This window comes from Streptomyces sp. JN8 (assembly GCF_055808075.1).
On the sequence record NZ_CM147852.1, the window covers coordinates 77,396 to 99,282 of the forward strand.

The window sequence follows — 21,887 nt, forward strand, 5'->3', positions numbered from 1 at the left end:
CGCGGTTGCTCATGCGCTGCGCGCCGTCCGTGCCGTCGGAGTGATGGGCCCGGACGCTGCGCCGAGGATGGTCAGCCGCGCCGGCAGCCGGGGCGGACCAGGCTCAGCTCTCCGGCAGTTCCCATGAGGCGAACCAGTGCGGGAACGGTCCCGCCGAGGGTGGGAAGCCGAACGGTGGCGTGCGGTCGGTGAGGAGGCGCAGCACGAACTCGCCGGTGCCGCAGTCGAAGCGCTGCCACTCACCGCCCTCGTACTGCACCAGGACCGGCCAGTCGTCGGGATCGGCCGGTCCGGTCAGCCAGTGGAAGGTCGACTCCTGCTCGGAGACCCCCCAGGTGAGCACGCCGCCGGGCGCGGGGTGGACCGGGTACGGCCTGTACAGGTCGGCGTACCGCGCCATGTCCTGGCCCCAGGAGACCAGATCCGTGCCGAGCGCACCCGGCACCAGCAGGTCCAGGTACTCGTCGAAGCTGCCCGGGCCGAAGGCGTCGACGATGTCCTTGTAGTCGCCGGGCAGCGCGGTGCCCAGCGCTGTCTCCGTCGCGGCCCAGTCGACGCCGCGGCGGTCGGGCTTCGTCCATCCGGTCGCCTCCCGCAGCGACTCCACCCACCCGGCACCGGGCGGACGGGGGAACGCGCGCCGGACGAGGACCACGACTCGTCGCGGGCCGTCGGCCGTGGCCGTCACGCCGTATCCGACCCAGTGCTCGGCCAGCGACCATCCGCGCAGTTCCAGGAGCCCGCCGTCCCCGCCGGCGGGCAGCCCCCTCGCCCCGCCCACCGGCGGACCGTCGGGCACCCCTGTCGCCCTCCCCCCGACGACCCACGCGCGGACGAGGAGACCGGGCCCGTCGACCGCGTCCGCCACGACACGCTCCAATTCGGCCATGTCCTCCGCGTCGCTGAGCACACAGACATGCCCCGCCCCATGGACGGGCAGCGGGCAGTGCAGATCGGGCGCGCGCCAGGCGTCGTTCAGACGGGCGTGCAGAGTGGAGGCGTCCATGCGGCCCAGTGAAGAGCACGGCACTGACAATCCGCCTTCTCGGTCTGCGTCAGCGGTACTCCGTCGGGCTGAGACGAGAGTGGGGCCGCCCCCTGGGGGGTGCGTCGGCACGATCACCAGCGGATGCCGGGAGACCTCGTGCACCGCCCTGGGCCCCGGCGGGAGCATGGGACGACCCGGCCGGGGCAGGATGACGCCATGAAAATACTGATACTTCTCGTGGTGATCGGTCTGGCGGCGGCTTGGTACGTGCAGTCACGCAGGCGGCAGTAGCCACCCGGTGACAGCTGCTTGTGCAGCCCAGCCGGGGGCCGCCGGCTGGGGCTCATGACCTCGCGTCCTCGTGTTCTCGACCGAGCAGAAGCGGGCTCAGTGGCCCGATCCGTAATACCCGCCGAGCTGGTCGCGATAGGCGGGGTCGCCCAGGTGCTTCTCCTTGTCGAACTCCGGCGCGTTCTTGATCTGCTCCTTCGTGAGCGAGACCAGGATCCGCCGCTCCTCGTTGTCGATGGCCGTCACGGTGCTGGCGGGCAGCAGAACTTCCTTGCCGAAGATCCACACACCGGTGTCGACGACGATGTACTGGTCGGCGACCACGTCCGAATGCTTGTCGACCTTGCCGATCTGCCCGTCGGTGGCCTCGACCTTGTACCCCGTGAGGTCACTGTCCGGTCCGTGACCGGCGGTCGGAACGTAGCTCCACATGTCGTTGTTCACGCAGGACTCCTTGATCGATGCCTGTAGACCGGAATGTCGTGGTCGTGCTTGAGCAGCGAATGCCCGCCAAGCACACATCCATGCCACGGCGGCCGGGGGCGGATGCGGTGACGCGAGGGGATGCGGTGGGGGTCGGCGCGCGCTTCGGGGTTCGGGGGGGATGCGGCGGCCTTGCCCGTAAGCCAGGCTCCCGGGCCCGATCCGGTGCGGGGCACCGCGCTATGTTGCTGCCGTCGGTGCGGGGAGGGACGATCGACAGTGACGTCTCGGTGCGGTCTGGAAGGATGCACAGTGAGCGAGCCCCGCATCATCCCGGTCGGTGGAGGCACGTCCTTCCCCGGTCCCACGGGCACCCCCATGACGGTGAAGCTCGGTGCCGACGTCACCCACGGCGCCTACTCGCTCATCGAGTACACCCACGCACCTCATGCTCCCGGTCCTCCCCCGCACGTCCACCACGAGCACGAGGAGGCGTTCCACGTCATCTCCGGGCGGCTCACCCTGGACGTCGACGAGGACACGTTCCAGCTGGGCGCGGGCGAGTTCATCGTGGTCCCCCGCGGGTCCGTTCACCGTCCGTACAACACCTCTGATGAGGCGGTGACGTTCTTCTTCATCGCTTCCCCGGCCATGGACGGCTTCTTCGCGGAGATGGCGGAGCTGAACGACGCCACTCGCGGAGCACCGACACCGGAGCAGCTGCGGGAGATCGGCGAGCGGTGGGACAGCGAGTTCACCGACCTCCCGACGTCGGGCCATGTGGACATGGTCAACGAGGGGTAGCCGGGCCGACTGGGCGGTCGATGCGCGCGGCCGGCCGGTACCGGCGGATGGGCGGAGTGGCCGGGGACTGCCGAAGCTAGAGGTTGCGTCGAGCGATGGACGCGTTCAGCGCGGTGGCGAACGCGCACCAGAGCGCGTAGGGGACGAGCGCTCGGGCTGCCACCGGGTCGGTGCGGGCGAGACGGCGGATCAGCTCCGCGTTGCTCAGGTCGAGGAGTACGGTGCCGGCCAGGGCCGCACGCGGGCTGTGACGGCCGAAGAACAGCCAGGTCCACCCCGCGTTCAGCGCCAGGTTCACACCGAACCGTGCGGCGATCGACCGGCCCTGGCCCTCGTCGCCCCCGAGCGCGTGCCCGCCGGCGAAGGCGAGCGAGGCGTACAGCGGCGTCCAGACCGCTCCGAACGCCCACGCCGGAGGCTGCCACGGCGGCTTGCGCAGGGCCCGGTACCAGGCGCTGTCCGGGTCGACGGACCTCGACCCCGCCGCTGCCGCCGCGGCCACCGCGACAGCGGCTCCGCAGTACCGCGGCCACCGCCGTGCGACCGCGGCGTCCGACCGGCGCCCCTCACTGATCAGCCTCATGGAGAAGCTGCTTCCCCCGACGACGCCAGGCAGTCACGTGCGTGGGCCGGCTGCGGAGCGGACGTGTACGCGCCTTCTCACCCGCCCGCCCGAGCACCGGGCGGACGGGGGCGAACCCCTGGCGGTACCGGCAGCTCGCCTCCGGCAGAGGCGGGCGGGGTCAGGCGGCCTCCTCCACCGGGTGCTCCTCCACGGAGCGGGAGTCGGTGAGGCTCAGGGCGCCGCCGGCGGCTATCAGGCCGACCACGATCGCGAGGAGGGCGTAGGTGATGCGCTCGCCGTGGAAGAAGGAGGCGACGAGGTCGCCGCTCCAGGTTCCGGCGGGGAGCTGCGTGGTGACCAGGACGGCGATGAGGGTGCCGACGACGGCCGTGCCGACGCTGGAGCCGACCTCCTGGGCGGTGTCGTTGAGTGCGGTGCCGAGGGAGGTGCGGTTGGCGGGCATCGCGTCGACGAGGGCGACCGCGCAGATCGTCATGACGGTGCGCAGGCCGATGGTCATGAGGACCATGCACAGTGCGATGACGGCGTAGCCGTGCTCGACGCCCCAGGCGAGGCCGGCGAGCGCCCCGGCGAGGAATCCGGAGCCCACCAGGCAGGCGACGCGGTGGCCGAACCTCCGGGCGAGCCATTCCGACAGGGGGGTGGCCAGGAGCATGGTCGCGATGATCGGCAGGTTGGCGAGGCCGGCCCGCACCGGGCTCCAGCCGTAGGCGTACTGGAAGTGCAGGATCAGGCCGAACATGACGCTGGCCATGGCGATGGACGTGCCGATCTGTGCGAGGGCGGCGCCTCGGACGGTGCCGCGGGACAGGAGGCGCAGATCGAGCATGGGTGCGGCCGTGCGGCGCTCGTGCCGGACGAACCAGACCGCCGCGGCGAGGGCGCCGACGATCGACGCGAGGGTGACCGTGGAGAGCCAGCCGTGCTCGACGCCGCTGGTCAGGGAGTAGCAGGCGAGTCCGATGGCGGCGACGCTGAGTACGGCACCCGGCATGTCGAGGGAGTCCTTGGTGAGGTCCTGCGGCCGGTCCGCCGAGACGCCGAATCGGACACCGGCAGCGGCGATGACCGCGATGGGGGCGTTGACGAGGAGCAGCCACTGCCAGGAGACGTGCGCGAGTACGGTGCCGCCGAGCAGCGGGCCGAGGACGAATCCGGACATGCCGACGACGATCATCACGGTCATGGCGCGCGTGCGGAGCGCACGGTCGTCGAAGAGGCGGAAGACGAGTGAGTTCGTGATCGGCGCCATCGCCGCCGCGGCTATGCCGAGCCCCGCGCGCAAGGCGATGAGGCCTCCCGCGGAGTGGACCAGGAGCACGCCGAGACTGAGTGTGCCGAAGGCCGCGAGCCCGATCAGGAGCACGCGGCGGCGCCCGAACCGGTCCGCGATGGACCCGGCGGTGAGCAGCAGCCCGCCGAAGGTGAGCGAGTAGGCGCCTGTCACCCACTGCAGAGCGGTCGTGCCCGCGCCGAGATCGCGGGCGATGGTGGGGAGCGCGATCGACAACAGCGTGTTGTCGACCATCTCGACGAAGAAGGCCAGGCAGAGCGCGGCCAGAGGGATCCACGCCGCGCGCAGCGACGGGTAGGTGCGGGGTGAGGGGGTGAGCGTGGCGGTGGTCATGGCGCACTCCTTTCGATCGAACGCGGTTCGAGTATCGAACGATGTTCCATACGGTACGATAGAACAGCGTTCGATCCCATGCAAAAGCCCGGTCCACCAGTGAGAGGTGCTCGCCATGGCACGCCAGCAGGCCCGCCCCGGCGGGGGACGCCGACGCGCTTCGCACTCGATGGAATCCGTCCTGGGCGAAGCCGTCGCCCTGCTCGACGAGGCGGGGGCGCCCGCCCTGACCTTCCGCGCCCTGGCCCAGCGCCTGGGAGGAGGGGTCGCCAGCATCTACTGGTACGTCGCGAACAAGGACGAGCTGCTGGACCTCGCCACGGACCACGTCATGGCCGGTGTCCTCGCCGACCTGGAGAAGCTTCCGCCCACCGAGGACGCGATCGACGACCTGCGCGCGATGGCGGTCACCCTCTTCGACGCGGTCGTGCGCCGACCGTGGCTCGGCGCGTACTTCATGCGCAACACCGACGTGCAGAGCAACTCCCTGCGCATCTACGAGATGCTCGGCCGGCAGACCCTCCGCCTGGACCTCACCGCCCGCCAGCGCTTCCACGCCGTCTCGGCGGTCATCGGCGTCGTCGTCGGCTCCGCCGTCGACATGGGCCAGGAACCACCGCAGGAGATCCTCGACGGCGCGACCGACCGGGACGAGTACCTCGGCCGCTTCGCGCGGACCTGGCGAGAGCTCGCCCCCCGGGACTTCCCCTTCATCCACGACATCGTCGACGAGTTCGACGGCCACGACGACACCGACCAGTTCCGTTCCGCCCTCGACCTCACCCTCACCGGCCTCCGCCACCAGGCCGGCCTCTAGCCGTCCATCTTCCGCGCTCTGCGGCGCGGCCGATGAGTTCGCCCTTCCCGGACGGTCCAAGCTGGTGACAGCCCAGGAAAGGACACCGCCATGTCGGAGCTTCTCGTCGACTTCATCACCTCCCTCGACGGCTACGCGTCGGGAGAGGGATGGCCGGGCTTCTGGGGTCTCGAAGGGCCTGAGTACCTCGCCTGGCTCGGCACACAGCCCCAGCCCACCTATCTCATGGGAGCGAACACCTACCGCCTGATGTCGGGCTTCGCCGCGGGCGAGGTCCCCTCGGGGCAGGACGAGTTCCGGCCCGAGGAGGAGGCCTCCGTCGACGAGCTCACGCAGGCGACGAAGCTCGTGTTCTCCTCCTCGCTCGACGAACCGCTGAACTGGACGAACTCCACCCTCGTCCGTGACGACGCCGTCGAAGCGGTCCGCGCGATGAAGGCGAGCGGCTCGGGGCTCCTCAGCACGATCGGCAGCCTCAGCCTGTCCCGCTCCCTGCTGCGAGCCGGGCTCGTCGACCGCTTCCGCGTCGTGATGTTCCCAGTGATCACGGGTACCACGGGCGAGGAACGCATCTACGACGGCTATCCCGACGTGGCGCTCGAGATGGTCGAGCACCGCACCTTCGACAACAGCATCCAGCTCGTCGAGTACAAGCCTCGGGTCCTGGACCACCCGCCGCTCGTCGTCCCCGCCTGACGCCCCTCGTCCCCGGCCTCCGCCCCTGGCCTCGTCCCCTCCCCCGCTCGAGCCGACCGCCATCGGGCTCCTCAAGAGCCCGCCCCGCGGTCACCTCGCGCGATCGACAGGTGACCACCTGTCAGTGGCAGTCGCTAGATTGGTCGTTGCGCGGGATGCGGCCCGCGACCAGGGGGAGGGACAGCTTTGCCGTTAGTGAGCGGATACATCAGGCGTAACGGGACCGTGGTCCGGTCGTACTGGAGGGCGCCGGCCGGCACGGGGAAGCAGACCGTCCTGGCCATCGGGATCGTGGCGGTCGTCGTCCTGTTCGGCGGCTCACCCACGTCGACGGGCAGCGGGGCGGGGACGGAACGGGCACCGGCGCCGCGGTCGTCGTCGGGAACCACCTATCCGATCAAGTGGCCGGACTCGGGCCGGTCGACGCCGCGTCCGGCGCCGACCGTGTCCTATCCGATCAAGTGGCCGGGGTCGAAGCAGACCGCTCCTCGGCCGAACCCGAGCGTGTCGTACCCGATCAAGTGGGACCGGAGCGGGGGCGACAGGTGAGCCGTCGCCCCGCACGGCGCCGCCCGGCGAGGCGACGCTCGCGCAAGAACGCCGGCCGTGAGCAGCTCGTCCTCCTGGGCGGGGCCGGCCTTCTCGTGTGGCTGCTGCTGACGGGTCTGGTGCGGTTCCTCGCCGCGCATCCGTGGATCCCGGTCACCCTCGTCGTGCTCGCGTGCGGCGCCGTGGCCGCCCGGGTCGTACGGCGGCAGCGGGCGGTCCAGTGGGGACGCGTACGGTCTCAGGGGCTGCGGCACGCCCTGGCGCATCTGGACACGTTGCATCATCGACAGTTCGAGCACGCGGTGCGGGATCTGATGTACCGCGACGGATGCACGGATGCCGTGCAGGTCGGCGGCGCCCGGGACAACGGGGCGGACGTGAAGGCGACCGACCCCTACGGGAGACGGTGGGTCATCCAGTGCAAGCACCGGCGGGACGGACTCTCCGGCGCCGCGATCGGGACGCCGGACCTGCACGTCCTCAACGGCACCGGCCGACCCGTCCACGGAGGCGACGTGATCGTCCTCGTGACGAACGGCCGGTTCACCAAGCCGGCAACGGAGTTCGCCCGCGATCAACGCCTGCACCTCGTCAACCGCACCGTCCTCGCCACCTGGGCCGGCGGTTCCACGCCCCTGTGGGAACTGCTACGGGCCCTGCCTCCCCCTCGGCGGCCCACGCCGTTGTCCTGAACACGGCCTGACACCCGGCGCCGGCGCCGCGGCACGGCACTCCGAGGCGCGGTTGCCGGGCCCGCGGGTCGCCGAGGTCGGCTCCTGGGTGGGAACCGTGCCGTACGGTGCGGAAGCGTCGTATCCGCCGGTCGTGCGCGCCGGATCTCATGGGTTCTGCCAGGGGTCGGAGGGCCGCGGGCGCCGGTACGTTCGCCCCGTCTGTGCCACGGAGGGGGTCGGTGTGAGCGGTGTGGTGTTGGTGCTGGTGGCCGCGGTGTTATGGGGCACTGTGGGACCGGCGCAGGTCTGGGCCGGGAGTGGCGCCCATCCGGTGTCGCTGGGCGCGGCCCGGATGCTGGTGGGCGGGCTGGTGCTGGCGCTGGTGACGGTGCGGCCGGCCGGGCTGCGCACCCTGCTGGTGCGCGGGGTGCGGCGGTGGGTCGTGGTCTGCGTGCTGGTGACCGCGGCGTTCCAGGTGTGCTTTCTGCAGGCGGTCGAGCGTTCGGGGGCTGCGCTGGCGACGGCGTCGGCGTTCGGCGTGGTGCCGGTGGTGACCGGGGTGTGCGGGCTCGCGCTGTCCGGTGAACGGCTGTCGCGGCGGTGGAGTGCGGGGACCCTCTGCGCGGTCGCGGGGATCGCGTTGCTGCTGTTGCCCACCGGTGCGGGACGGGCGGACGTCCTCGGTGTGGTGTTCGGGGTGGTGGCGGGGGCCAGTTTCGGCGTCTACATAGCGGCCACCAAGGAGGTGGGCGTGCGGGGCGGTGATCTGGACACGGCGGCACCGGTGAGTGTGGTGTGCGCCGGACTGGTGGTCTCCCCGTTTCTCCTCGTCTCCTCGGACGGGCTGTTCACCGCGCGCGGGGCGGCGCTGGTGGGGTGGCTCGCGCTGGGGACCACGGCTCTGGGGTATCTGCTGTTCACCCGGGGGGTCGGGCGGCTCAGCGCCGCCACCGTGGGGACGCTGAGCCTGGCCGAACCGCTGGTCGCCACCGTGCTGGGTGTGCTGCTGCTCGGTGAGCGGCCGGGGCCGGTCGCCGTCGTGGGCGGCCTGCTGCTGCTGGGCGGGCTGGTGGCCGTCTCGGTGCCGGGGCGCCGGCCGAAGGCGGTCCGGGAGCCTCGGCCCGAGCCGGTCGGCCGGTGACGGGGGTCGGGCTGCTCGACGGTCCCGGCGGCCGTCTACCGGTCCTGGTAGCTGCTCATGTTCGCGCGCACGTGGTCGGAGAAGAACCGCGGCCCGATCGCGTCGGCGCGGGCCATCCCCTCCGGGGTGAGCAGCAGGACGGTGCCGGCGGCGCGGACCCAGTTGCGGGTCAGGAGGGTGTCGAGCTGGGTGGTGAAGTCGTCCTCGAAGCGGGTGCCGAAGTGGCGTTCGTAGCGGGTGACGTCGAGTCCGGTCGATTCGAGCAGGTGCTGGAGGACGTACATGCGGCGGCGTTCGTCGTCGTTCATGGCGAAGGCCCACTGGGCGCGGCGGAAGCGTTCGCTCGGGGTCGCGATGTAGTCGTCGATGATGCGGCGCACCTCGGGGACGGCGACGGCGTAGTCGGTGGTGTAGTGCAGGTCGGTGGTGAACGAGCGGGCACCGACGCCGAGGCCGACCATGCCGGCCTGCTGGTTGTACTCGCTGATGCTGGTGCTCTCCTTGTCCTCGACGGCGGCGCTGCCGAGGCGCCTGAAGACCCGCATGGACGTCTGCTCGTATCCGGCGGAGAGAAGGTGGTCGCGGCCGAAGCGGTAGAGCTGCAGTCGCTGGTCGTCCCAGTCGGCGGGGCTGGTGGCGTGGCGGGAGCTGAGGCCGGTCAGCGGGCGGACGTAGAGGGGGTAGAGGTAGATCTCCTCGGGTTCCCAGGCGAGGGCGGCGTCGAGGGAGACCTGGAAGGTGCGTTCGGTCTGGCCGTCGATGCCGTAGATGAGGTCGATGTTCAGGATGGGGAACCGGGCGTCGCGGAGGGCGGCGAGGGCGGACTCGACCTCCTGGCGTTTCTGCGGGCGGACGGCGGCGCGGACTTCGTCCTCGAGGAAGCTCTGCACGCCGATGCTCAGGCGGGTGGCGCCGCGTTCGGCGAGGACCGAGAGCCGGTCGGGGGTGGCCGTGGCGGGCGAGGTCTCGACCGACCAGGACGCCGCCTGCAGGTCGGCGCCCATGATGTTCTCGGAGATGTCGCAGAGCCGGGTGAGTTCGTCGGCCGTGAGGTAGGTCGGGGTGCCCCCGCCGAAGGCGGCGAGGGTGAAGCGTAAGGGGTGTCCCTGAGCGTCGAGGGCTTCCCTGGTGACGCGGGCCTGGCGCGCGAGGGTGTCCAGGAAGGCGGCGGTGACCTCCTCGGGCGCGCCGGTGCGGGTGAAGAGGTTGCAGAACCCGCATCGCATCTCGCAGAAGGGCACGTGGGCGTAGAGGGAGAGGCTGTCGAGCCGTTCCCCGGACCACAGGTCGCTCAGGAGCGGGCCTTCCTCCAGGAGGCGGTAGGCCTTCTGGTGCGGGTAGGCGTAGACGTACTGCTGGTAGGGGGTCTCCCGCTCGGCGGGGGCCGTTGCGGGAAGGGAGGGGGACGGAAGCATGATCTTGCTCATGGGCGAGTGTCTCGCTTTCTGAGGGGTCGTCACGGGTGGTGACAGCTCGGCACCTTAGAGCCGTCGACGAGGCGATATCTGTAGTGCGATCAGCAAAAGATGCGTTTCACGCTCTAGATGTTCGTCTGCACTTTTCGCGAAGAAAGTACTTCGTCCCGAAATGCCGCCGTCAGCGCGGTCCACGGGCGGTCCGGACCACCCGATACGGCTGATGAGGCGCGCGCCCATGGGGTTGTGTGGGGGCATGAAGCGACTTCTCATCGCTGCGGGAGGCGGCGGCGACGCCATCACGGCAGCCATGGTGCACACCGCGATGCACGGCCGGCACGCTCCCGCCCTGGTGCTCACCTACGCGTGGGAACGACTGGTCGTCGACCCCGTGCCCGGGCCGCGCGGCATCGCGGACTTCACGGCGCTCGACCACCCCGCGCCCGGCCTCGCACTCGTCACCCCGCGCACCGCGCCCAGGGCTCCGGCCGGCTCGCTCCTCCCCCGGCTGGCCGGCGGGCTACGGCCCGCACTGGGACTGCTCGACCCGTACGACGGAACGATCGGTCTCACCCGTCAGATCGAGGCGGCGGCCCGCTGGTGCGGCGCCGACCACGTCGATCTCGTGGACGTGGGCGGCGACATCGTCGCGCGCGGGGACGAACCGACCCTGCGCAGTCCGCTCGGCGACGCGCTGGCCCTGGCCGCCTGCGCGGCGACCGGCCTGTCGACGACCGTGTACGTCGCCGGACCGGGCCTGGACAACGAGGTACCGCGGTCCGTCCTGGCACCTCGACTCGGCGCCCCGGCCTTCGCCCTGGCACCCGAGGACACCGACGACGTGCTGGCCGTCTTCGACTGGCACCCCTCGGAGGCCGGCGCGATGCTCGTCGCGGCGGCGCGTGGCGTCCGCGGCGTGTGCGGCACCCGCGACGCGCCCGCCCCCGTCGTACTGGAGGACTCCTCGCACCTCGTGTACCGGCTCGCCTGTGAGGACGCGCTCCGCCTCAGCCCGCTCGCCCGGGCCCTCGCGCTGTGTCCGAGCCTGGACGCCGCCGAGAAGGTCTCGCACGCCGTCTGCGGGTTCTCCGAGATAGCCCGGGAGCGTCGGCGCGCCACCCTCCTCCCCGCTCCCACCGCCCCACGCCCTCCCGGGGAACCCGGTGCCGTCCTGGACCGGTACCTCGCCTTCGAACGCGCTCGCCGCGCCGAGGGCCTCGCCTACGTCACGACACGCAGGATCACCGAGGACCTCGGCCTCACACCGGCCGAGGCCGACACGCTGTTCCCCTACCTGAGCACGAGTTCACCGGCCCGGCGGGTGGCACCGCTGTGGCGGCTCGCAGCGAGCTGAGGGGCGCGGGCGCGGTGGGGAGCCGCCTCCCCGGGGAGACGACGGTGACGTCGTCCAGGTGAGAGCGCGCCTGCATCGCCTTCGTCCTTTCTTCCGCGCGTGGTCACGTCTGTCGACCGTGGGCCCTCGCCCGTCGTCCCGGTGCCGAGCTCGGCGGAGCGTCCCCCGCGCACCCCGTGGGGCCACGTCAGTGGGCCACGGCGGAGGCGGCCAGGAGCGTCGCGGTGGCGAGGCCTCCCCAGAGGACGGCGGGGCCGTGGGGTGCGAGGGCGGTGATGGCCGCCGGTGAGACGGCGAGCCCGAAGCCGGTGGAGAGTTGGAAGCGGGCGAGGACCCGTCCGAGCGCGTGCGCCGGGGCGAGAGCGGTGACGAGCGCGGTGGCGCTGCCGGCGTAGACGATCTCGCCGAGGGTGCAGACCACGGACACCGCCGCGATCGTCGGGGCGGCCCATCCGTGCCCCAGGGACGCGGCCGCGAGGAACCCGAGGTAGGAGGCGGTCAGCAGGACACCGGCGACCGCCAGGACGGACCGGCGGGGGAAGCGGGACAGCAGGACGGTGACGGGGACCTGCAAGGTGACGACCAGCACCGTGTTGGTCACGAAGACGGCCGCGGGCCACATCGGGGAGGCGTCCATCTGTGTCACGAGAACCAGGGGGAGCGCGATCTTCGGGACGTTCAGGCAGAACGCGTAGATCACGTTGGCGGCCAGCAGCGAACGCATCCGGGGCGCGGGCTCGACAGCCGTGTTCTCGGCCCCGGACGAGCGCCCGGCGGGTCGGGTCCGGTCGGCGTGCACGTGGACGGACCAGGTCAGGGCTGCCGCGGCGAGGTAGGCGACGGCGGTGACGACGGCGAGGGCCCGCAGCGCGGTGGTGCCACCCGTCAGGCATGCGGTGGCGAGGAGGGCGCCCACCCCCAGTCCGGCGTTGCGCAGGGCGCGCCCTCCTGCGAGGGCGGCGTCGCGTTCGCGACCGTGGGCGATGGTCGCGACGAGGGCCGCGTGGGCGGCCGGCCAGGCCTGGTTGCCGATCCCGAGGAAGAGCGCCGCCGCGGTGAAGAGTTCCGCGTTGCCCGTCGGGGTGGCCAGCAGGAGCACCACGCCCAGCACCCGGACGAGCATCGACGCCGCGACGGCGGTACTGCGTGCTCCCCGGTCCAGCCATCTCCCCACCGCGGGCATGCACAGGAGCCCCGCGACGATGCCGACCGTCATCGCGATGCCGGTCGCCGGCGCGGACAGCCCGAGGACCGTCACCCCGTACAGGAGCAGGAACGGCCGCAACAAGCCGGTGCCGAGCGCGTCGACGGCGAGGGCGGCGGCGTAGCGGGGGCCTCCGGACGCGTGCAGGAGGGCGCGGGGTCGGATCCGTGTGGTGGTTGCCATGGCGCTCAAGCTGATGCCGGGTCGCCGATGCGGCACGCGGGTTGACGCACATCGTCAACCGGCGGCGTCATGGGTCGCCCGGCCGTCGATGATGGGGGGATGACGCTGCGGATCGACATCGCCGGACCGCCCGCCGGAAGGCTGCGGTTCGCCGCCTCCCCGCTGGCCGAGCTGACGGCGATGCTGCACGTCCTGGCCGAACCCGCGCACCACCCGCGGCTGGCCGGGTGGGCCGACGACGTCTGGGCCGCGATGCCGCCCGAGCTGGACCGGCACCTGCGAGAGGCGCAGTTCCTCTGGCGCTCCTCACGAGCCGACTTCCTCGTCCCCGCCCGCCCCCGACGCACCCTGACGGCGGAGCTCGACGACCTGGACCGGATCGACGACGAGACCTACGTCGCCACCGCGCTCACCACCACGTGCGGCAACAACCGCGTCCACTTCCCCGCACCGTCGCCGTCGCCGCTCGCCGACCGCGCCGCGCGCGAGCACGCCCTGGATCTCGCCCAGGCACGCGGTGCGCTCCAGGAAGCCTTCGCGGAGCGGCTCCTCGCGGATCCGACCGCCGTACGAGCGCAGGTGCGCCGCACCCTCGAACAGTGCGCCGAGGCGTTCTTCGACACCGCCTGGACGGCCGTCGCCGTGGAACTCGCCACCGACCTGCGGCTGAAGAACGACCTGCTGAGACGACACGGCATCGAGGCGGCTCTCGGCTCCGTCTCCAGCGCGGTGACCCTGGCACCGGACGGCGACAGCATCATCGTGGACCAGCTGCGGGACACCACGACCACCGCCCACGACCGAGGCGTCACCTTCATTCCCAGCGCCTACGGCCGGCCCCACCTGCTGGTCGTCCACGCACCCGGACGGCAGCCGGTCGTGCAGTACCCCGCGGCCGAACCCGGCCCGTCACACCCCGTGCCGCAGGAGACCGTCGCCCTGCGGCTCGAAGCCCTGGCCCACCCCGTACGGCTGCGGTTGCTCCGCACGCTCGCCCGCGGCCCGCACACCAACGGCGAACTCGCCCACGCCTGGAAGCTCTCTCCCCCGGAGGTCTCCCGCCACCTCGCCGTCCTTCGCCGAGCGGGCCTCCTCACGGCCCGGCGCCACGGCCGCTACGTCCAGTACGCCCTCGACCACACCCACATAGCGAGCCTCGGCACGGACCTCCTCACCGCCCTGCTGCGCTGAGCGGCGGACGGCCGGTCGCTCGTCGCGCTCCCGGCCGCCGGGCCGGGGCCCGCTAGCAGGGCCCGTTCTGCCAGTAGTACGCGGCGATCTCCGCGCGGTACTCCGGGTCCGCACGGTGCTGGTCGGGCAGGTACTGCGGGGCGTCTTCGATCTGTCCCCGGCTCAGGTCGAGCCGGAGCGTGCGTCCGGCAGGGTCGAGGCGCGTCACCGCGCCGGCGGGGATCATGACCTTTCCGAAGATCCATCCGTCGGCCTCCACGACGAGGAACGCCTCGCCGGTCACGTCGGAGTACGTGTCGACCTCGCCGACCCGCCCGTCGGCGGCTTCGACCCGCCATCCGGTCAGATCGAGGTCGCCCAGTTCTCCGCACGAGGGGTCGAAGCCCCACGGGTCGTTCGCCATCGTCGTCGCGCTCCTCGGGTCAGCGGGCCAGGATCTCGTCGAGCAGCGCGTCGAGGTCCATGGACTCCTCGCCCTCCCCGACGACGTCGTACGTCTGGCGCAGGAACCCCTTGAGCGCCCTGGCCTCGGCGAAGAGGACCGCCTGTCCGTCCTCGTTCTCGGCTGGACTGCCCAGTCCGATGCGGAGTTCGTGGCCCCCGGATCCGCGGTGGGGGCGGAACGTCACATCGCCCTCGCCCACGGGTCGGCGCAGTCCGTCGGCCAGCATCGTCCGGTCGAACTGCCAGGAGGCCAGGACGGCCAGCCCGTCGAGGAAGTCGGCCTGGACGGCGTACGGAAGGTCCGCCGAGTAGGCGAATCGAGCGAACAGCGGCACCGTGCTCTCGCCGGCATCGAGACGCACGGCGATCAGGCTGGACACGCAGGACATAGAAGGCCTTTCAAGGTCGGGGGGCGCAGCGCACCGACCGCCTGCCCCCTTCTCCTGCACTCACTCCTCACTTGTGCACGGAATTTCCGAGTTGTCTGGATTCCGAGTCGTCGGCGCGGGATCTGAGCTGCGGCGGCCGGTGTCCGTCAGCCGTTCGCCGTCCAGATCGCCGCGTTGAGGGCCGTGGCGAAGCACACCCAGCCCAGGTAGGGCACGAGCAGGAGCGCGGCGGCTTTGGACACACGGCTGAAGTACAGGATCGTGAGGCTCGTCGCGGCCACCAGGAGGAGGATCTCGATGAGGGCGGCGCCGTAGGCGCCCAGTCCGAAGAAGAGCGGGGTCCAGCCGAGGTTGAGGGCCAGTTGCACGACCCACCAGGTGATCGCCGGCTTCCTGTGCGGTGCGGCCTGTCGCCGCCAGACCAGCCATCCGGCTGTACCGATGGTGGCGTAGAGGACGGTCCAGACGGGGCCGAACAGCCACGCGGGAGGGGCCCATGACGGCAGGTCCAGTGAGGTGTAGACGGTCGCCGCATCCGCCGAGGCGAGGGCGCCCACCGCGGCGACGGCGTAGACCGTCAGGAGGAAGCCGATCAGGGCGGCCCACGCCCTTCCGCCATGTGCGGTCACTCGGTTGGACACGTCGGACACCAGGGCTCCTTGCAACGATCCCGCCGTTCGGACACCTGAGCTTCTGCCTTCCGGGCCTGCTCGGATGCACCCTTCCCCGGCCGTCCTTCGCCGGCGGAAGCGTGGAGGCAACTTGGCCCCGTGAAAGGGCCGTGCTGGATCCTCTGCATGCACGCGGGCTATCCGGGACTTCGGGAGGCGGGACGAGCGGTGACGGCCGCGCCGGCTCGGCAGCGGCGACGGCTGCGGCGGGGCGGCTGCTGCGGCTCGGCCCGGCGTGTCGGGCCGACACGCCGGAGGCGGGTGCCAGGGCCCGTGCCCCCGCACCCGCCTCCGGCACCGGCACCGATGTCCTACCGGAAGAACGCCAAGTAGTAGTCGACGAACTTCATCTTGTGCTGTCCGGCCGCGTCGTCGTTCTGCCCGGGAACGAACTCGGGGGCGTTCTTCACCTGTTCCTTGGTGCAGCTCAGGTAGACGGTCTCCGTGGCGAGGTCGACCGCGGTGACCACTCCGCCCGGGATGACGACCTGGCGGCCGATGATCCACGGGCCGGTGTCCACGACCAGGTGGCTGCTGCCGACCTCCGCCGAGTGCCTGTCGACCTTGCCGATGCCGCCGTCGGAGCATTCGACCTTGAATCCCGTCACATCCACCTCTGTCGCGTGGGTCGCGGTCTCCGCATAGGTCCAGACGTCACGAGTCATGTCCTCTTCCTTCCTCCGGTGCGGCCGATGGCCGTCGTGTTCTCTGCTGATACATGTGCTCGCGAAACGCCACTTCACACGGCCCGGGTCAGTCGATCTTCGTCGGCTTCGCGCCGTCCTGGATCTGGTGGGTGGTCACGCGGCCGGTGGTCGGCTGCACATCGCTCCGGCTCCCGACGGGGGCGGCTCCGATGGACCCCGTCAGCGTGACGCCGAGGGCGGCCAGGGCCGCGCTCTTGGCGAGCAGTCGCCCGGGGCGGTGCGGCGTCCTGGTCTTCTGCTCCGTCCTCGTGAGCGTGAAGAGCGAGCGGCGGGCCTGGGACGGGCCCGCGGGGCCGGCCGGTGCCGTCGCGGGCTGCGCGGCGTGGCGGGGGTCGCGTACGTCGGTCGTCGGCAGCGCCGCCAGGGTCTTCTGGCAGGTACGGGCGTCGGGTCGGTGGGCGGCCTCGTGCGCCGTCATGGCCTTCAGCAGTTCGCCGAGTTCCGGGGGGAGCCCGTCGGGCAGTACCGGCGGGCGGTGCAGCCGTGCGAGTGCCGCTTCCAGGGGCTGTCCGTCGTACTCGCGTTCGCCCTTGAGCGCCTCCAGGAGCACGAGTCCGAGGCTGTAGACGTCGGCCCGCGGCCCCGTGGTCCAGCCGAGTGCCTGTTCCGGAGCCATGTAGCACGCCGTCCCCATGAGGATGTCCTCGCCGTCGGCGGCCGGGGCGGCCGCGCCGCTCTCGGTGTCGTCGGGCGCGGTCGCGGGGTCGTCGGTGGTGAAGCGGCGGGAGATGCCGAAGTCCGTCAGGCGCGGGGCGTCGGTGGGGTCCAGGAGGATGTTCGACGGCTTGACGTCACGGTGGACTATCCCCTTTCCGTGGACGTGGGCGAGCGCGGAGGACAGCGCGACCCCCATGCGGCAGGTCTCGGTCACCGTGAGCGCGGAGCGGGCGAGGCGCCGGCGCAGGGTCGTCCCGCGGACGAGCTCCATCACCAGGAAGGGACGGCCCTCGTCTCGGCCGGAGTCGAAGAGGGTCACCAGACCGGGATGCTGCAGCTGGGCGAGGAGACGTCCCTCGCCGTCGCAGTGCTCCTCCGTCCGGGGGTCGCCGCAGCGGAAGACCTTCACGGCGACGGGCCTGCGCAGCCGGAGGTCCACGGCCTCGTAGACGTCGGCCACGCCCCCTCTTCCCAGCAGGCCGTCGAGCCGGTACCGGCCGGCGACCGCGTGAGCCGTCAGCCGGGAGTCGGTTTGGACGCGCCACGGACGGACCTGCATCTCACTGCTCCCTGTGTTCCGTTCCCGTCGTCTGCCTCTGCCGTCCGCCTCGTCGTCGGCGAGCGGTGTTCCGCCCTTCGCTCCCCCGCCCGGTGCGGGCCTTCCGGCCCGGAGCGGTGGTCGCCTCCGTACGCCGCTGCCGTTCGGCCGCCGTGTGCGGGGCTTGGGGTACGGGTGCCCCGGATGTCCCGGGGCATCCCTGCGACGTTCGAGCATGCGGACGACGCAACCGGCCGGGCCCGTTCGGGGCGGGAGATCGGCTTCCGGATGCTCCCGGGAGCGGCGGCGCGGGATCCGGTCCCCGTCGCAGGTGGTGCGCGGTGTCGGAGGGGTCGGGGAGCGGGCGCCGCTGCGCCCGTCCGTGCCTCCGCGCGCCCCTCCGTGAGGGATGGTCGTGGCCGGATCTCGCCTCCACGATGAAGCGCGTCCCGTCCGTCGCGGGCGGGGCACATCCGGCGGCGCGCGGGGGCAGGGCCGTCCGCGCGCCATCACTTCGGCGATCCGTACGGGGGATCCATGGGCAGACGCTGGTTGATCACGGGGTGTTCTTCGGGCCTCGGCATGGCATTGGCCGCCGCGGCGGCACGGGCGGGGCACGAACTCGTGGTCACCGCCCGCAAGACGGCGGACCTGGAGGACCTCAGGTCCGCCTGGCCGGGACGGATCGTCCCGGTGCCGCTGGAGCTGCGGGACCCCGCTTCCTGCGAGGAGGCCGTCCGGACGGCCGTCGACCGTCTCGGGGGCATCGACGTCCTCGTCAACAACGCCGGCGTCGGACTGTTCGGCGCGGTCGAGGAGGTCTCCGACGCCGAACTCCGGGACCAGCTGGAGATCCTGGTCGTCGGGCCCTGGAGACTCGCGCGGCTCGCCCTGCCCCTGATGAGGGCCCAGGGACACGGCCACATCCTCAACGTCTCGTCCATCGTCGGCCGGATGGCCTTCCCGGGCCTGGGCGCCTACGTGGCCGCCAAGCACGCCCTGGAGGGCATGAGCCAGGCCCTCGCGGTGGAGGCGGCCCCGCACGGCATCCGCGTCACGGTGATCGAACCCGGCATGTTCGCCACCCGCTACGGCACCGCCATGACGGAGGCCGCCCACCGGGTCCCCGCCTACGACGTGACCAACCGCGAGATGCTCGAAGGCGCGCGCGGACTCGCCGACAGCCCCGAGACCGGGCGACCCGAGGACTACGCCGCGCGGGTCCTGTCCCTCGTCCACACCGAGGGGCCCACGCCCCTACGCGTTCCGGTCGGCGCCGACGCGTACGGCTATCTGGACGTCGCGGAGCAGGCCGTCCGCGAGGAGTACGCCGCGGCGCGGGCGCTCGTCGACGGGCCGCCGCCGACGGTCTGACGGGCCGTCGTCCGTGGTCCGGCGGGGTCACCGCCCACGGCCGACGGGCCTTCGGCTGCCGTCTGACGACCCATCGCACCGCCCCCTCGGACGCCGGGGGCTCAGGGCGCCCCACCGCCGTCGACCGGCGGTGGGGCGCCCGTCGTGCGGCCGGGGGCGTCCCCGGGACGGTTGTTACCTGTGCGTTCCGCATGGGTGGAAGGTGACAGCGGCGACTGTCGGGGGCCTCGGGGGACGTGACAGCGTCGTGTCCGTCACCGACCGAGGGAGTGCGCAGTGAACAAGGGGTACGCGGTGTTCTGCGACGCCGACCGTCACTTCTACGACGCGCCGCACCGTCTGGTCTTCGCCGAGGGCGCGGGTGCCTCCCTCTACCGGGCCGCCACCCTTCCCATACCCGAGGGCTGGACGTCGCACCGTACGGGCGACTGGCTCGCCCTGCGCCCCCTGGACCACACGCTCCCCTCGCAGGGCTGGAAGATCCACGTCTCGGCCTGTCTGGACGATGCGGAGGAGGTCCTCGACACGGTCCGCGCGTACTGTCTGGGGCAGGGCGTCGCCTTCAAGTTCGTCCCCGGCCGCTACCTGCTGCACCAGCGCAACGCCAAGTACGCGGACCGCTCGGCGAGCGGCAAGTTCATCACGGTCTACCCGGCCGACGACGAGCAGTGCGGGCGGCTGGCCGCCGATCTGGCGTCGCTGCTGGAGGGCCGGCGGGGGCCGTACATCCTCAGCGATCTGCGGTGGGGTGAGGGGCCCGTGCACCTCCGGTACGGCAGCTTCACCCTCCGGCACTGCTACGACGAGCACGGGGAGCTGCGGCCGGCCGTCGAGGACGGGTCCGGCACGCTCGTGCCCGACCGTCGCGATCCCGTCTTCCACGTGCCCGCCTGGGTGACTCCCCCGGCCTTCCTTCGTCCGCACCTGGAGGCCAGGGCCGCGGTGACCGTCCAGGACATGCCGTACGACATCGAGAAGGCCCTGCACTTCTCCAACGGCGGCGGCGTGTACGAGGCCGGGGACCGGCGGACCGGGCGGCGGGTCGTCCTCAAGGAGGCCCGGCCGCACGCCGGCCTCGCGGCCGACGGGGCGGACGCCGTGACGCGGCTGCACCGCGAACGCGAGGCGCTGGAACGGCTCTCGGGGCTGGCCTGCACACCGGAGGTCCTCGACGCCTTCACGGTGGGCGAGCACCACTTCCTGGCCCTGGAGTTCGTGGAGGGCAAGCCGCTCAACACCTTCTTCGCGCGGCGGCATCCGCTGATGGAGGCCGATCCGTCGGAGGAGCGGCTCGCCGCGTACACGGAGTGGGCGCTGCGGATCCACGGGCTCGTCGAGCGGGCCGTGGCCGCGGTGCACGAGCGCGGGATCGTCTTCAACGACCTGCACCTGTTCAACATCATGGTGTCCGAGGACGAGTCCTCGGTGACCCTGCTGGACTTCGAGGCGGCCCGGCCCGCCGCGGAGGGCGGCCGGCAGACCGTCGCCAACCCGGCGTTCGTGGCGCCCGCCGACCGACGTGGCTTCGACGTGGACCGGTACGCCCTCGCGTGCCTCCGGATCGCGCTGTTCATCCCGCTCACGAGTCTGCTCGCGGTGGACCGGGGCAAGGCCGCGCACCTGGCGGAGACCGCCGCGGCGCGGTTCCCGCTGCCTCCCGGCTTCCTGGACGAGGCGGTTCGGGAGATCACACGCGACCCGGCCGACGGCCCGGCCGGCGGGAGCTCGCGGCCGCCCGTACGTCCGGTGGACCGCACCCGGTTCCTGCCCGCGGAGCCCGGCGACTGGCCGAACAGCCGTGACTCGATGGTGGCCGCGATCCTGGCGTCGGCGACACCCGAGAGGGAGGATCGTTTCTTCCCCGGGGACATCGCCCAGTTCGCGACGGCCGGCGGGGGCATGAACGTCGGACACGGCACCGCCGGGGTCCTCCACGCCCTGCACGAGAGCGGGGCCCCCCGATGTCCGGAGGCCGAGGACCGGCTCCTGCGGCACGCCAAGCAGCCCGACTCCGGCACACCGCTCGGCTTCTACGACGGGCTCGCCGGCGTCGCGTGGACCCTCGAACGGCTCGGGCACACGGCCGCCGCCCTCGAACTCGCCTCGCTCGTCGCCGAGCAGGACCACGAGGGTCTCGCCCCCGACCTGTACGCGGGGACGGCCGGTGTCGGCCTCGCGCTGGACGCCCTGGCCACCGCCACCGGCGAGAGCGGCTTCCACGCGGCGGCCCTGCGCTGCGCCGAGCTGTCCGCCCGCCCGCCCCGGACACCCGCCCGCCGCTCGGGAACCACAGGGACCGCGCGTACGGGACTCCTGCACGGCTCCGCCGGACGGGCCCTCCTGTTCGTACGCCTCTACGAGCGCACCCGGGACTCCGCCCTCCTCGACCTCGCCGCCGAGGCGCTCCACGACGACCTGAGCCGCTGCGTCCGCGGCGCCTCCGGGACCCTGCAGGTCGACGAGGGCTGGCGCACGATGCCGTACCTCGGCGCCGGCAGCGTGGGCATCGGCATGGTGATCGACGACTACCTGCTCCACCGTCACGACGACGCCCTCGACCGGGCGCGCCGCGAGATCGTGCAGGCGGCGCAGGCCACCTTCTACGCCCAGCCGGGTCTCTTCCGCGGCGTCGCCGGAATGGTCCTCCACCTCGCCCGTACGAACGTGGGCGGGCCCGGCACGACCCCGGAGGACGTACGCCGCCAGGTCGACTGCCTGAGCTGGCACGCCATGGCGTACCGGGGCCGGCTCGCCTTCCCCGGCGAGCAGATGATGCGTCTCTCCATGGACCTCTCCACCGGTACGGCGGGCGTCCTGCTCGCCCTCTCCTCGGCACTGGGCGACCGCCCGGCCCAGTTGCCGTTCCTTCCGCCGCTTCCGCGGCCCCACGAACCGGCCCCGTGACGGGGTCGCCCCGCACCACCCGTCCCCTACGAAAGGAAACGATCATGAACCTCTTCGACCTTCAGTCGCTGGAGACCCCCAAGGACGAGGCCATCGGCGACGTCGAGACCGGCAGCCGCGCCAGCCTCCTCCTCTGCGGTGACAGCAGCCTCAGCGTCACGACCTGTAACTGACCCGATCCGGCTTCCCGCACGGCGCGCCCTCCGCGCCGGTGAGGAGTCACGGAGCCCCGGGAGCGCTGCTCCCGGGGCTCCGGCCGT

At 72.2% G+C, this 21,887-nt stretch carries 21 protein-coding genes; 10 read left to right on the forward strand and 11 right to left on the reverse strand.

What is annotated here, in order from left to right:
- Window positions 1-103: 103 nt before the first annotated feature.
- Window positions 104-1,006 carry a hypothetical protein gene (locus ACY0MR_RS00390; protein ID WP_473558147.1) on the reverse strand — a complete coding sequence of 301 codons (903 nt, stop codon included), beginning with the start codon at window positions 1,004-1,006 and terminating at the stop codon, window positions 104-106.
- Between the two features lie 369 nt (window positions 1,007-1,375).
- A complete protein-coding gene (locus tag ACY0MR_RS00395) occupies window positions 1,376-1,711 on the reverse strand; it encodes a PRC-barrel domain-containing protein (RefSeq protein WP_388806006.1) in 336 nt (111 codons plus the stop codon).
- A gap of 303 nt (window positions 1,712-2,014) precedes the next feature.
- Between ACY0MR_RS00395 and ACY0MR_RS00400 the strand changes: the two genes are divergently transcribed.
- A complete protein-coding gene (locus ACY0MR_RS00400; protein ID WP_403314758.1) occupies window positions 2,015-2,506 on the forward strand; it encodes a cupin domain-containing protein in 492 nt (163 codons plus the stop codon).
- A gap of 76 nt (window positions 2,507-2,582) precedes the next feature.
- Here ACY0MR_RS00400 and ACY0MR_RS00405 read toward each other — a convergent pair whose 3' ends face one another.
- Both ACY0MR_RS00405 and ACY0MR_RS00410 read right to left on the reverse strand, forming a co-directional pair.
- On the reverse strand, window positions 2,583-3,089 hold the full coding sequence (locus ACY0MR_RS00405) for a TspO/MBR family protein (RefSeq protein WP_392864266.1): 507 nt from the start codon (window positions 3,087-3,089) through the stop codon (window positions 2,583-2,585).
- 160 nt (window positions 3,090-3,249) lie between these two features.
- Window positions 3,250-4,719 (reverse strand): MFS transporter, encoded by a 1,470-nt coding sequence (locus ACY0MR_RS00410; RefSeq protein WP_388805630.1) that lies wholly within the window; start codon window positions 4,717-4,719, stop codon window positions 3,250-3,252.
- 169 nt (window positions 4,720-4,888) lie between these two features.
- Between ACY0MR_RS00410 and ACY0MR_RS00415 the strand changes: the two genes are divergently transcribed.
- The 4 genes from ACY0MR_RS00415 to ACY0MR_RS00430 all read left to right on the forward strand — a co-directional run bounded on the left by ACY0MR_RS00415 (window position 4,889) and on the right by ACY0MR_RS00430 (window position 8,596).
- Window positions 4,889-5,536 carry a TetR/AcrR family transcriptional regulator gene (locus ACY0MR_RS00415; protein WP_361849393.1) on the forward strand — a complete coding sequence of 216 codons (648 nt, stop codon included), beginning with the start codon at window positions 4,889-4,891 and terminating at the stop codon, window positions 5,534-5,536.
- A gap of 90 nt (window positions 5,537-5,626) precedes the next feature.
- Entirely contained in the window at window positions 5,627-6,232 is a 606-nt protein-coding gene (locus ACY0MR_RS00420; RefSeq protein ID WP_404080523.1) for a dihydrofolate reductase family protein, read from the forward strand.
- 545 nt (window positions 6,233-6,777) lie between these two features.
- Window positions 6,778-7,473: a restriction endonuclease gene (locus tag ACY0MR_RS00425; RefSeq protein ID WP_473558151.1), complete on the forward strand. Its 696-nt coding sequence runs from the start codon at window positions 6,778-6,780 to the stop codon at window positions 7,471-7,473.
- Between the two features lie 223 nt (window positions 7,474-7,696).
- The gene (locus ACY0MR_RS00430) at window positions 7,697-8,596 is read left to right on the forward strand and encodes a DMT family transporter (protein ID WP_473558154.1); all 900 of its coding nucleotides are present in this window, start codon (window positions 7,697-7,699) and stop codon (window positions 8,594-8,596) included.
- A gap of 35 nt (window positions 8,597-8,631) precedes the next feature.
- On the opposite strand, the gene ACY0MR_RS00435 is transcribed toward ACY0MR_RS00430, so the two are convergent.
- Entirely contained in the window at window positions 8,632-10,023 is a 1,392-nt protein-coding gene (locus tag ACY0MR_RS00435) for an STM4012 family radical SAM protein (protein ID WP_473558156.1), read from the reverse strand.
- Between the two features lie 244 nt (window positions 10,024-10,267).
- Between ACY0MR_RS00435 and ACY0MR_RS00440 the strand changes: the two genes are divergently transcribed.
- Window positions 10,268-11,365 (forward strand): DUF1152 domain-containing protein, encoded by a 1,098-nt coding sequence (locus ACY0MR_RS00440; RefSeq protein WP_473558159.1) that lies wholly within the window; start codon window positions 10,268-10,270, stop codon window positions 11,363-11,365.
- 187 nt (window positions 11,366-11,552) lie between these two features.
- On the opposite strand, the gene ACY0MR_RS00445 is transcribed toward ACY0MR_RS00440, so the two are convergent.
- A complete protein-coding gene (locus ACY0MR_RS00445) occupies window positions 11,553-12,752 on the reverse strand; it encodes an MFS transporter (RefSeq protein ID WP_473558161.1) in 1,200 nt (399 codons plus the stop codon).
- Between the two features lie 99 nt (window positions 12,753-12,851).
- Between ACY0MR_RS00445 and ACY0MR_RS00450 the strand changes: the two genes are divergently transcribed.
- A complete protein-coding gene (locus tag ACY0MR_RS00450) occupies window positions 12,852-13,943 on the forward strand; it encodes a DUF5937 family protein (RefSeq protein WP_473558163.1) in 1,092 nt (363 codons plus the stop codon).
- 52 nt (window positions 13,944-13,995) lie between these two features.
- On the opposite strand, the gene ACY0MR_RS00455 is transcribed toward ACY0MR_RS00450, so the two are convergent.
- The 5 genes from ACY0MR_RS00455 to ACY0MR_RS00475 form a co-directional block, all read right to left on the reverse strand.
- Window positions 13,996-14,346: a PRC-barrel domain containing protein gene (locus tag ACY0MR_RS00455; RefSeq protein WP_388805606.1), complete on the reverse strand. Its 351-nt coding sequence runs from the start codon at window positions 14,344-14,346 to the stop codon at window positions 13,996-13,998.
- Window positions 14,347-14,365: 19 nt separating this feature from the next.
- Window positions 14,366-14,767, reverse strand: coding sequence for an SsgA family sporulation/cell division regulator (locus ACY0MR_RS00460; protein WP_361849336.1), 402 nt, complete (start codon window positions 14,765-14,767; stop codon window positions 14,366-14,368).
- Between the two features lie 155 nt (window positions 14,768-14,922).
- A complete protein-coding gene (locus ACY0MR_RS00465) occupies window positions 14,923-15,426 on the reverse strand; it encodes a TspO/MBR family protein (protein ID WP_392864273.1) in 504 nt (167 codons plus the stop codon).
- 332 nt (window positions 15,427-15,758) lie between these two features.
- Window positions 15,759-16,112, reverse strand: coding sequence for a PRC-barrel domain containing protein (locus tag ACY0MR_RS00470; RefSeq protein ID WP_388805597.1), 354 nt, complete (start codon window positions 16,110-16,112; stop codon window positions 15,759-15,761).
- An 88-nt stretch (window positions 16,113-16,200) separates the two neighbouring features.
- Window positions 16,201-17,370, reverse strand: coding sequence for a serine/threonine-protein kinase (locus ACY0MR_RS00475; RefSeq protein WP_404080556.1), 1,170 nt, complete (start codon window positions 17,368-17,370; stop codon window positions 16,201-16,203).
- A 516-nt stretch (window positions 17,371-17,886) separates the two neighbouring features.
- Here ACY0MR_RS00475 and ACY0MR_RS00480 point away from each other — a divergent pair.
- The 3 genes from ACY0MR_RS00480 (at window position 17,887) to ramS (ending at window position 21,800) form a co-directional block, all read left to right on the forward strand.
- Window positions 17,887-18,723, forward strand: a complete 837-nt coding sequence (locus ACY0MR_RS00480; RefSeq protein ID WP_473558168.1) for an SDR family oxidoreductase — start codon at window positions 17,887-17,889, stop codon at window positions 18,721-18,723.
- A gap of 276 nt (window positions 18,724-18,999) precedes the next feature.
- Window positions 19,000-21,627 carry a class III lanthionine synthetase LanKC gene (gene lanKC, locus ACY0MR_RS00485; RefSeq protein ID WP_473558170.1) on the forward strand — a complete coding sequence of 876 codons (2,628 nt, stop codon included), beginning with the start codon at window positions 19,000-19,002 and terminating at the stop codon, window positions 21,625-21,627.
- Window positions 21,628-21,671: 44 nt separating this feature from the next.
- Window positions 21,672-21,800: a mycelium formation morphogenetic lantipeptide SapB gene (ramS, locus tag ACY0MR_RS00490; RefSeq protein ID WP_015037662.1), complete on the forward strand. Its 129-nt coding sequence runs from the start codon at window positions 21,672-21,674 to the stop codon at window positions 21,798-21,800.
- The last annotated feature ends 87 nt before the right edge of the window (window positions 21,801-21,887 follow it).

Excerpts from the sequence above, each read along its gene's own strand:
- ACY0MR_RS00390 (WP_473558147.1), bottom strand. The coding sequence starts at position 1,006 with ATGGACGCCTCCACTCTGCACGCCCGTCTGAACGACGCCTGGCGCGCG.
- ACY0MR_RS00395 (WP_388806006.1), bottom strand. The coding sequence starts at position 1,711 with ATGTGGAGCTACGTTCCGACCGCCGGTCACGGACCGGACAGTGACCTC.
- ACY0MR_RS00405 (WP_392864266.1), bottom strand. The coding sequence starts at position 3,089 with ATGAGGCTGATCAGTGAGGGGCGCCGGTCGGACGCCGCGGTCGCACGG.
- ACY0MR_RS00410 (WP_388805630.1), bottom strand. The coding sequence starts at position 4,719 with ATGACCACCGCCACGCTCACCCCCTCACCCCGCACCTACCCGTCGCTG.
- ACY0MR_RS00415 (WP_361849393.1), top strand. The coding sequence starts at position 4,889 with ATGGAATCCGTCCTGGGCGAAGCCGTCGCCCTGCTCGACGAGGCGGGG.
- ACY0MR_RS00420 (WP_404080523.1), top strand. The coding sequence starts at position 5,627 with ATGTCGGAGCTTCTCGTCGACTTCATCACCTCCCTCGACGGCTACGCG.
- ACY0MR_RS00435 (WP_473558156.1), bottom strand. The coding sequence starts at position 10,023 with ATGAGCAAGATCATGCTTCCGTCCCCCTCCCTTCCCGCAACGGCCCCC.
- ACY0MR_RS00440 (WP_473558159.1), top strand. The coding sequence starts at position 10,268 with ATGAAGCGACTTCTCATCGCTGCGGGAGGCGGCGGCGACGCCATCACG.
- ACY0MR_RS00445 (WP_473558161.1), bottom strand. The coding sequence starts at position 12,752 with ATGGCAACCACCACACGGATCCGACCCCGCGCCCTCCTGCACGCGTCC.
- ACY0MR_RS00450 (WP_473558163.1), top strand. The coding sequence starts at position 12,852 with ATGACGCTGCGGATCGACATCGCCGGACCGCCCGCCGGAAGGCTGCGG.
- ACY0MR_RS00455 (WP_388805606.1), bottom strand. The coding sequence starts at position 14,346 with ATGGCGAACGACCCGTGGGGCTTCGACCCCTCGTGCGGAGAACTGGGC.
- ACY0MR_RS00470 (WP_388805597.1), bottom strand. The coding sequence starts at position 16,112 with ATGACTCGTGACGTCTGGACCTATGCGGAGACCGCGACCCACGCGACA.
- ACY0MR_RS00475 (WP_404080556.1), bottom strand. The coding sequence starts at position 17,370 with ATGCAGGTCCGTCCGTGGCGCGTCCAAACCGACTCCCGGCTGACGGCT.
- ACY0MR_RS00480 (WP_473558168.1), top strand. The coding sequence starts at position 17,887 with ATGGGCAGACGCTGGTTGATCACGGGGTGTTCTTCGGGCCTCGGCATG.
- ramS (WP_015037662.1), top strand. The coding sequence starts at position 21,672 with ATGAACCTCTTCGACCTTCAGTCGCTGGAGACCCCCAAGGACGAGGCC.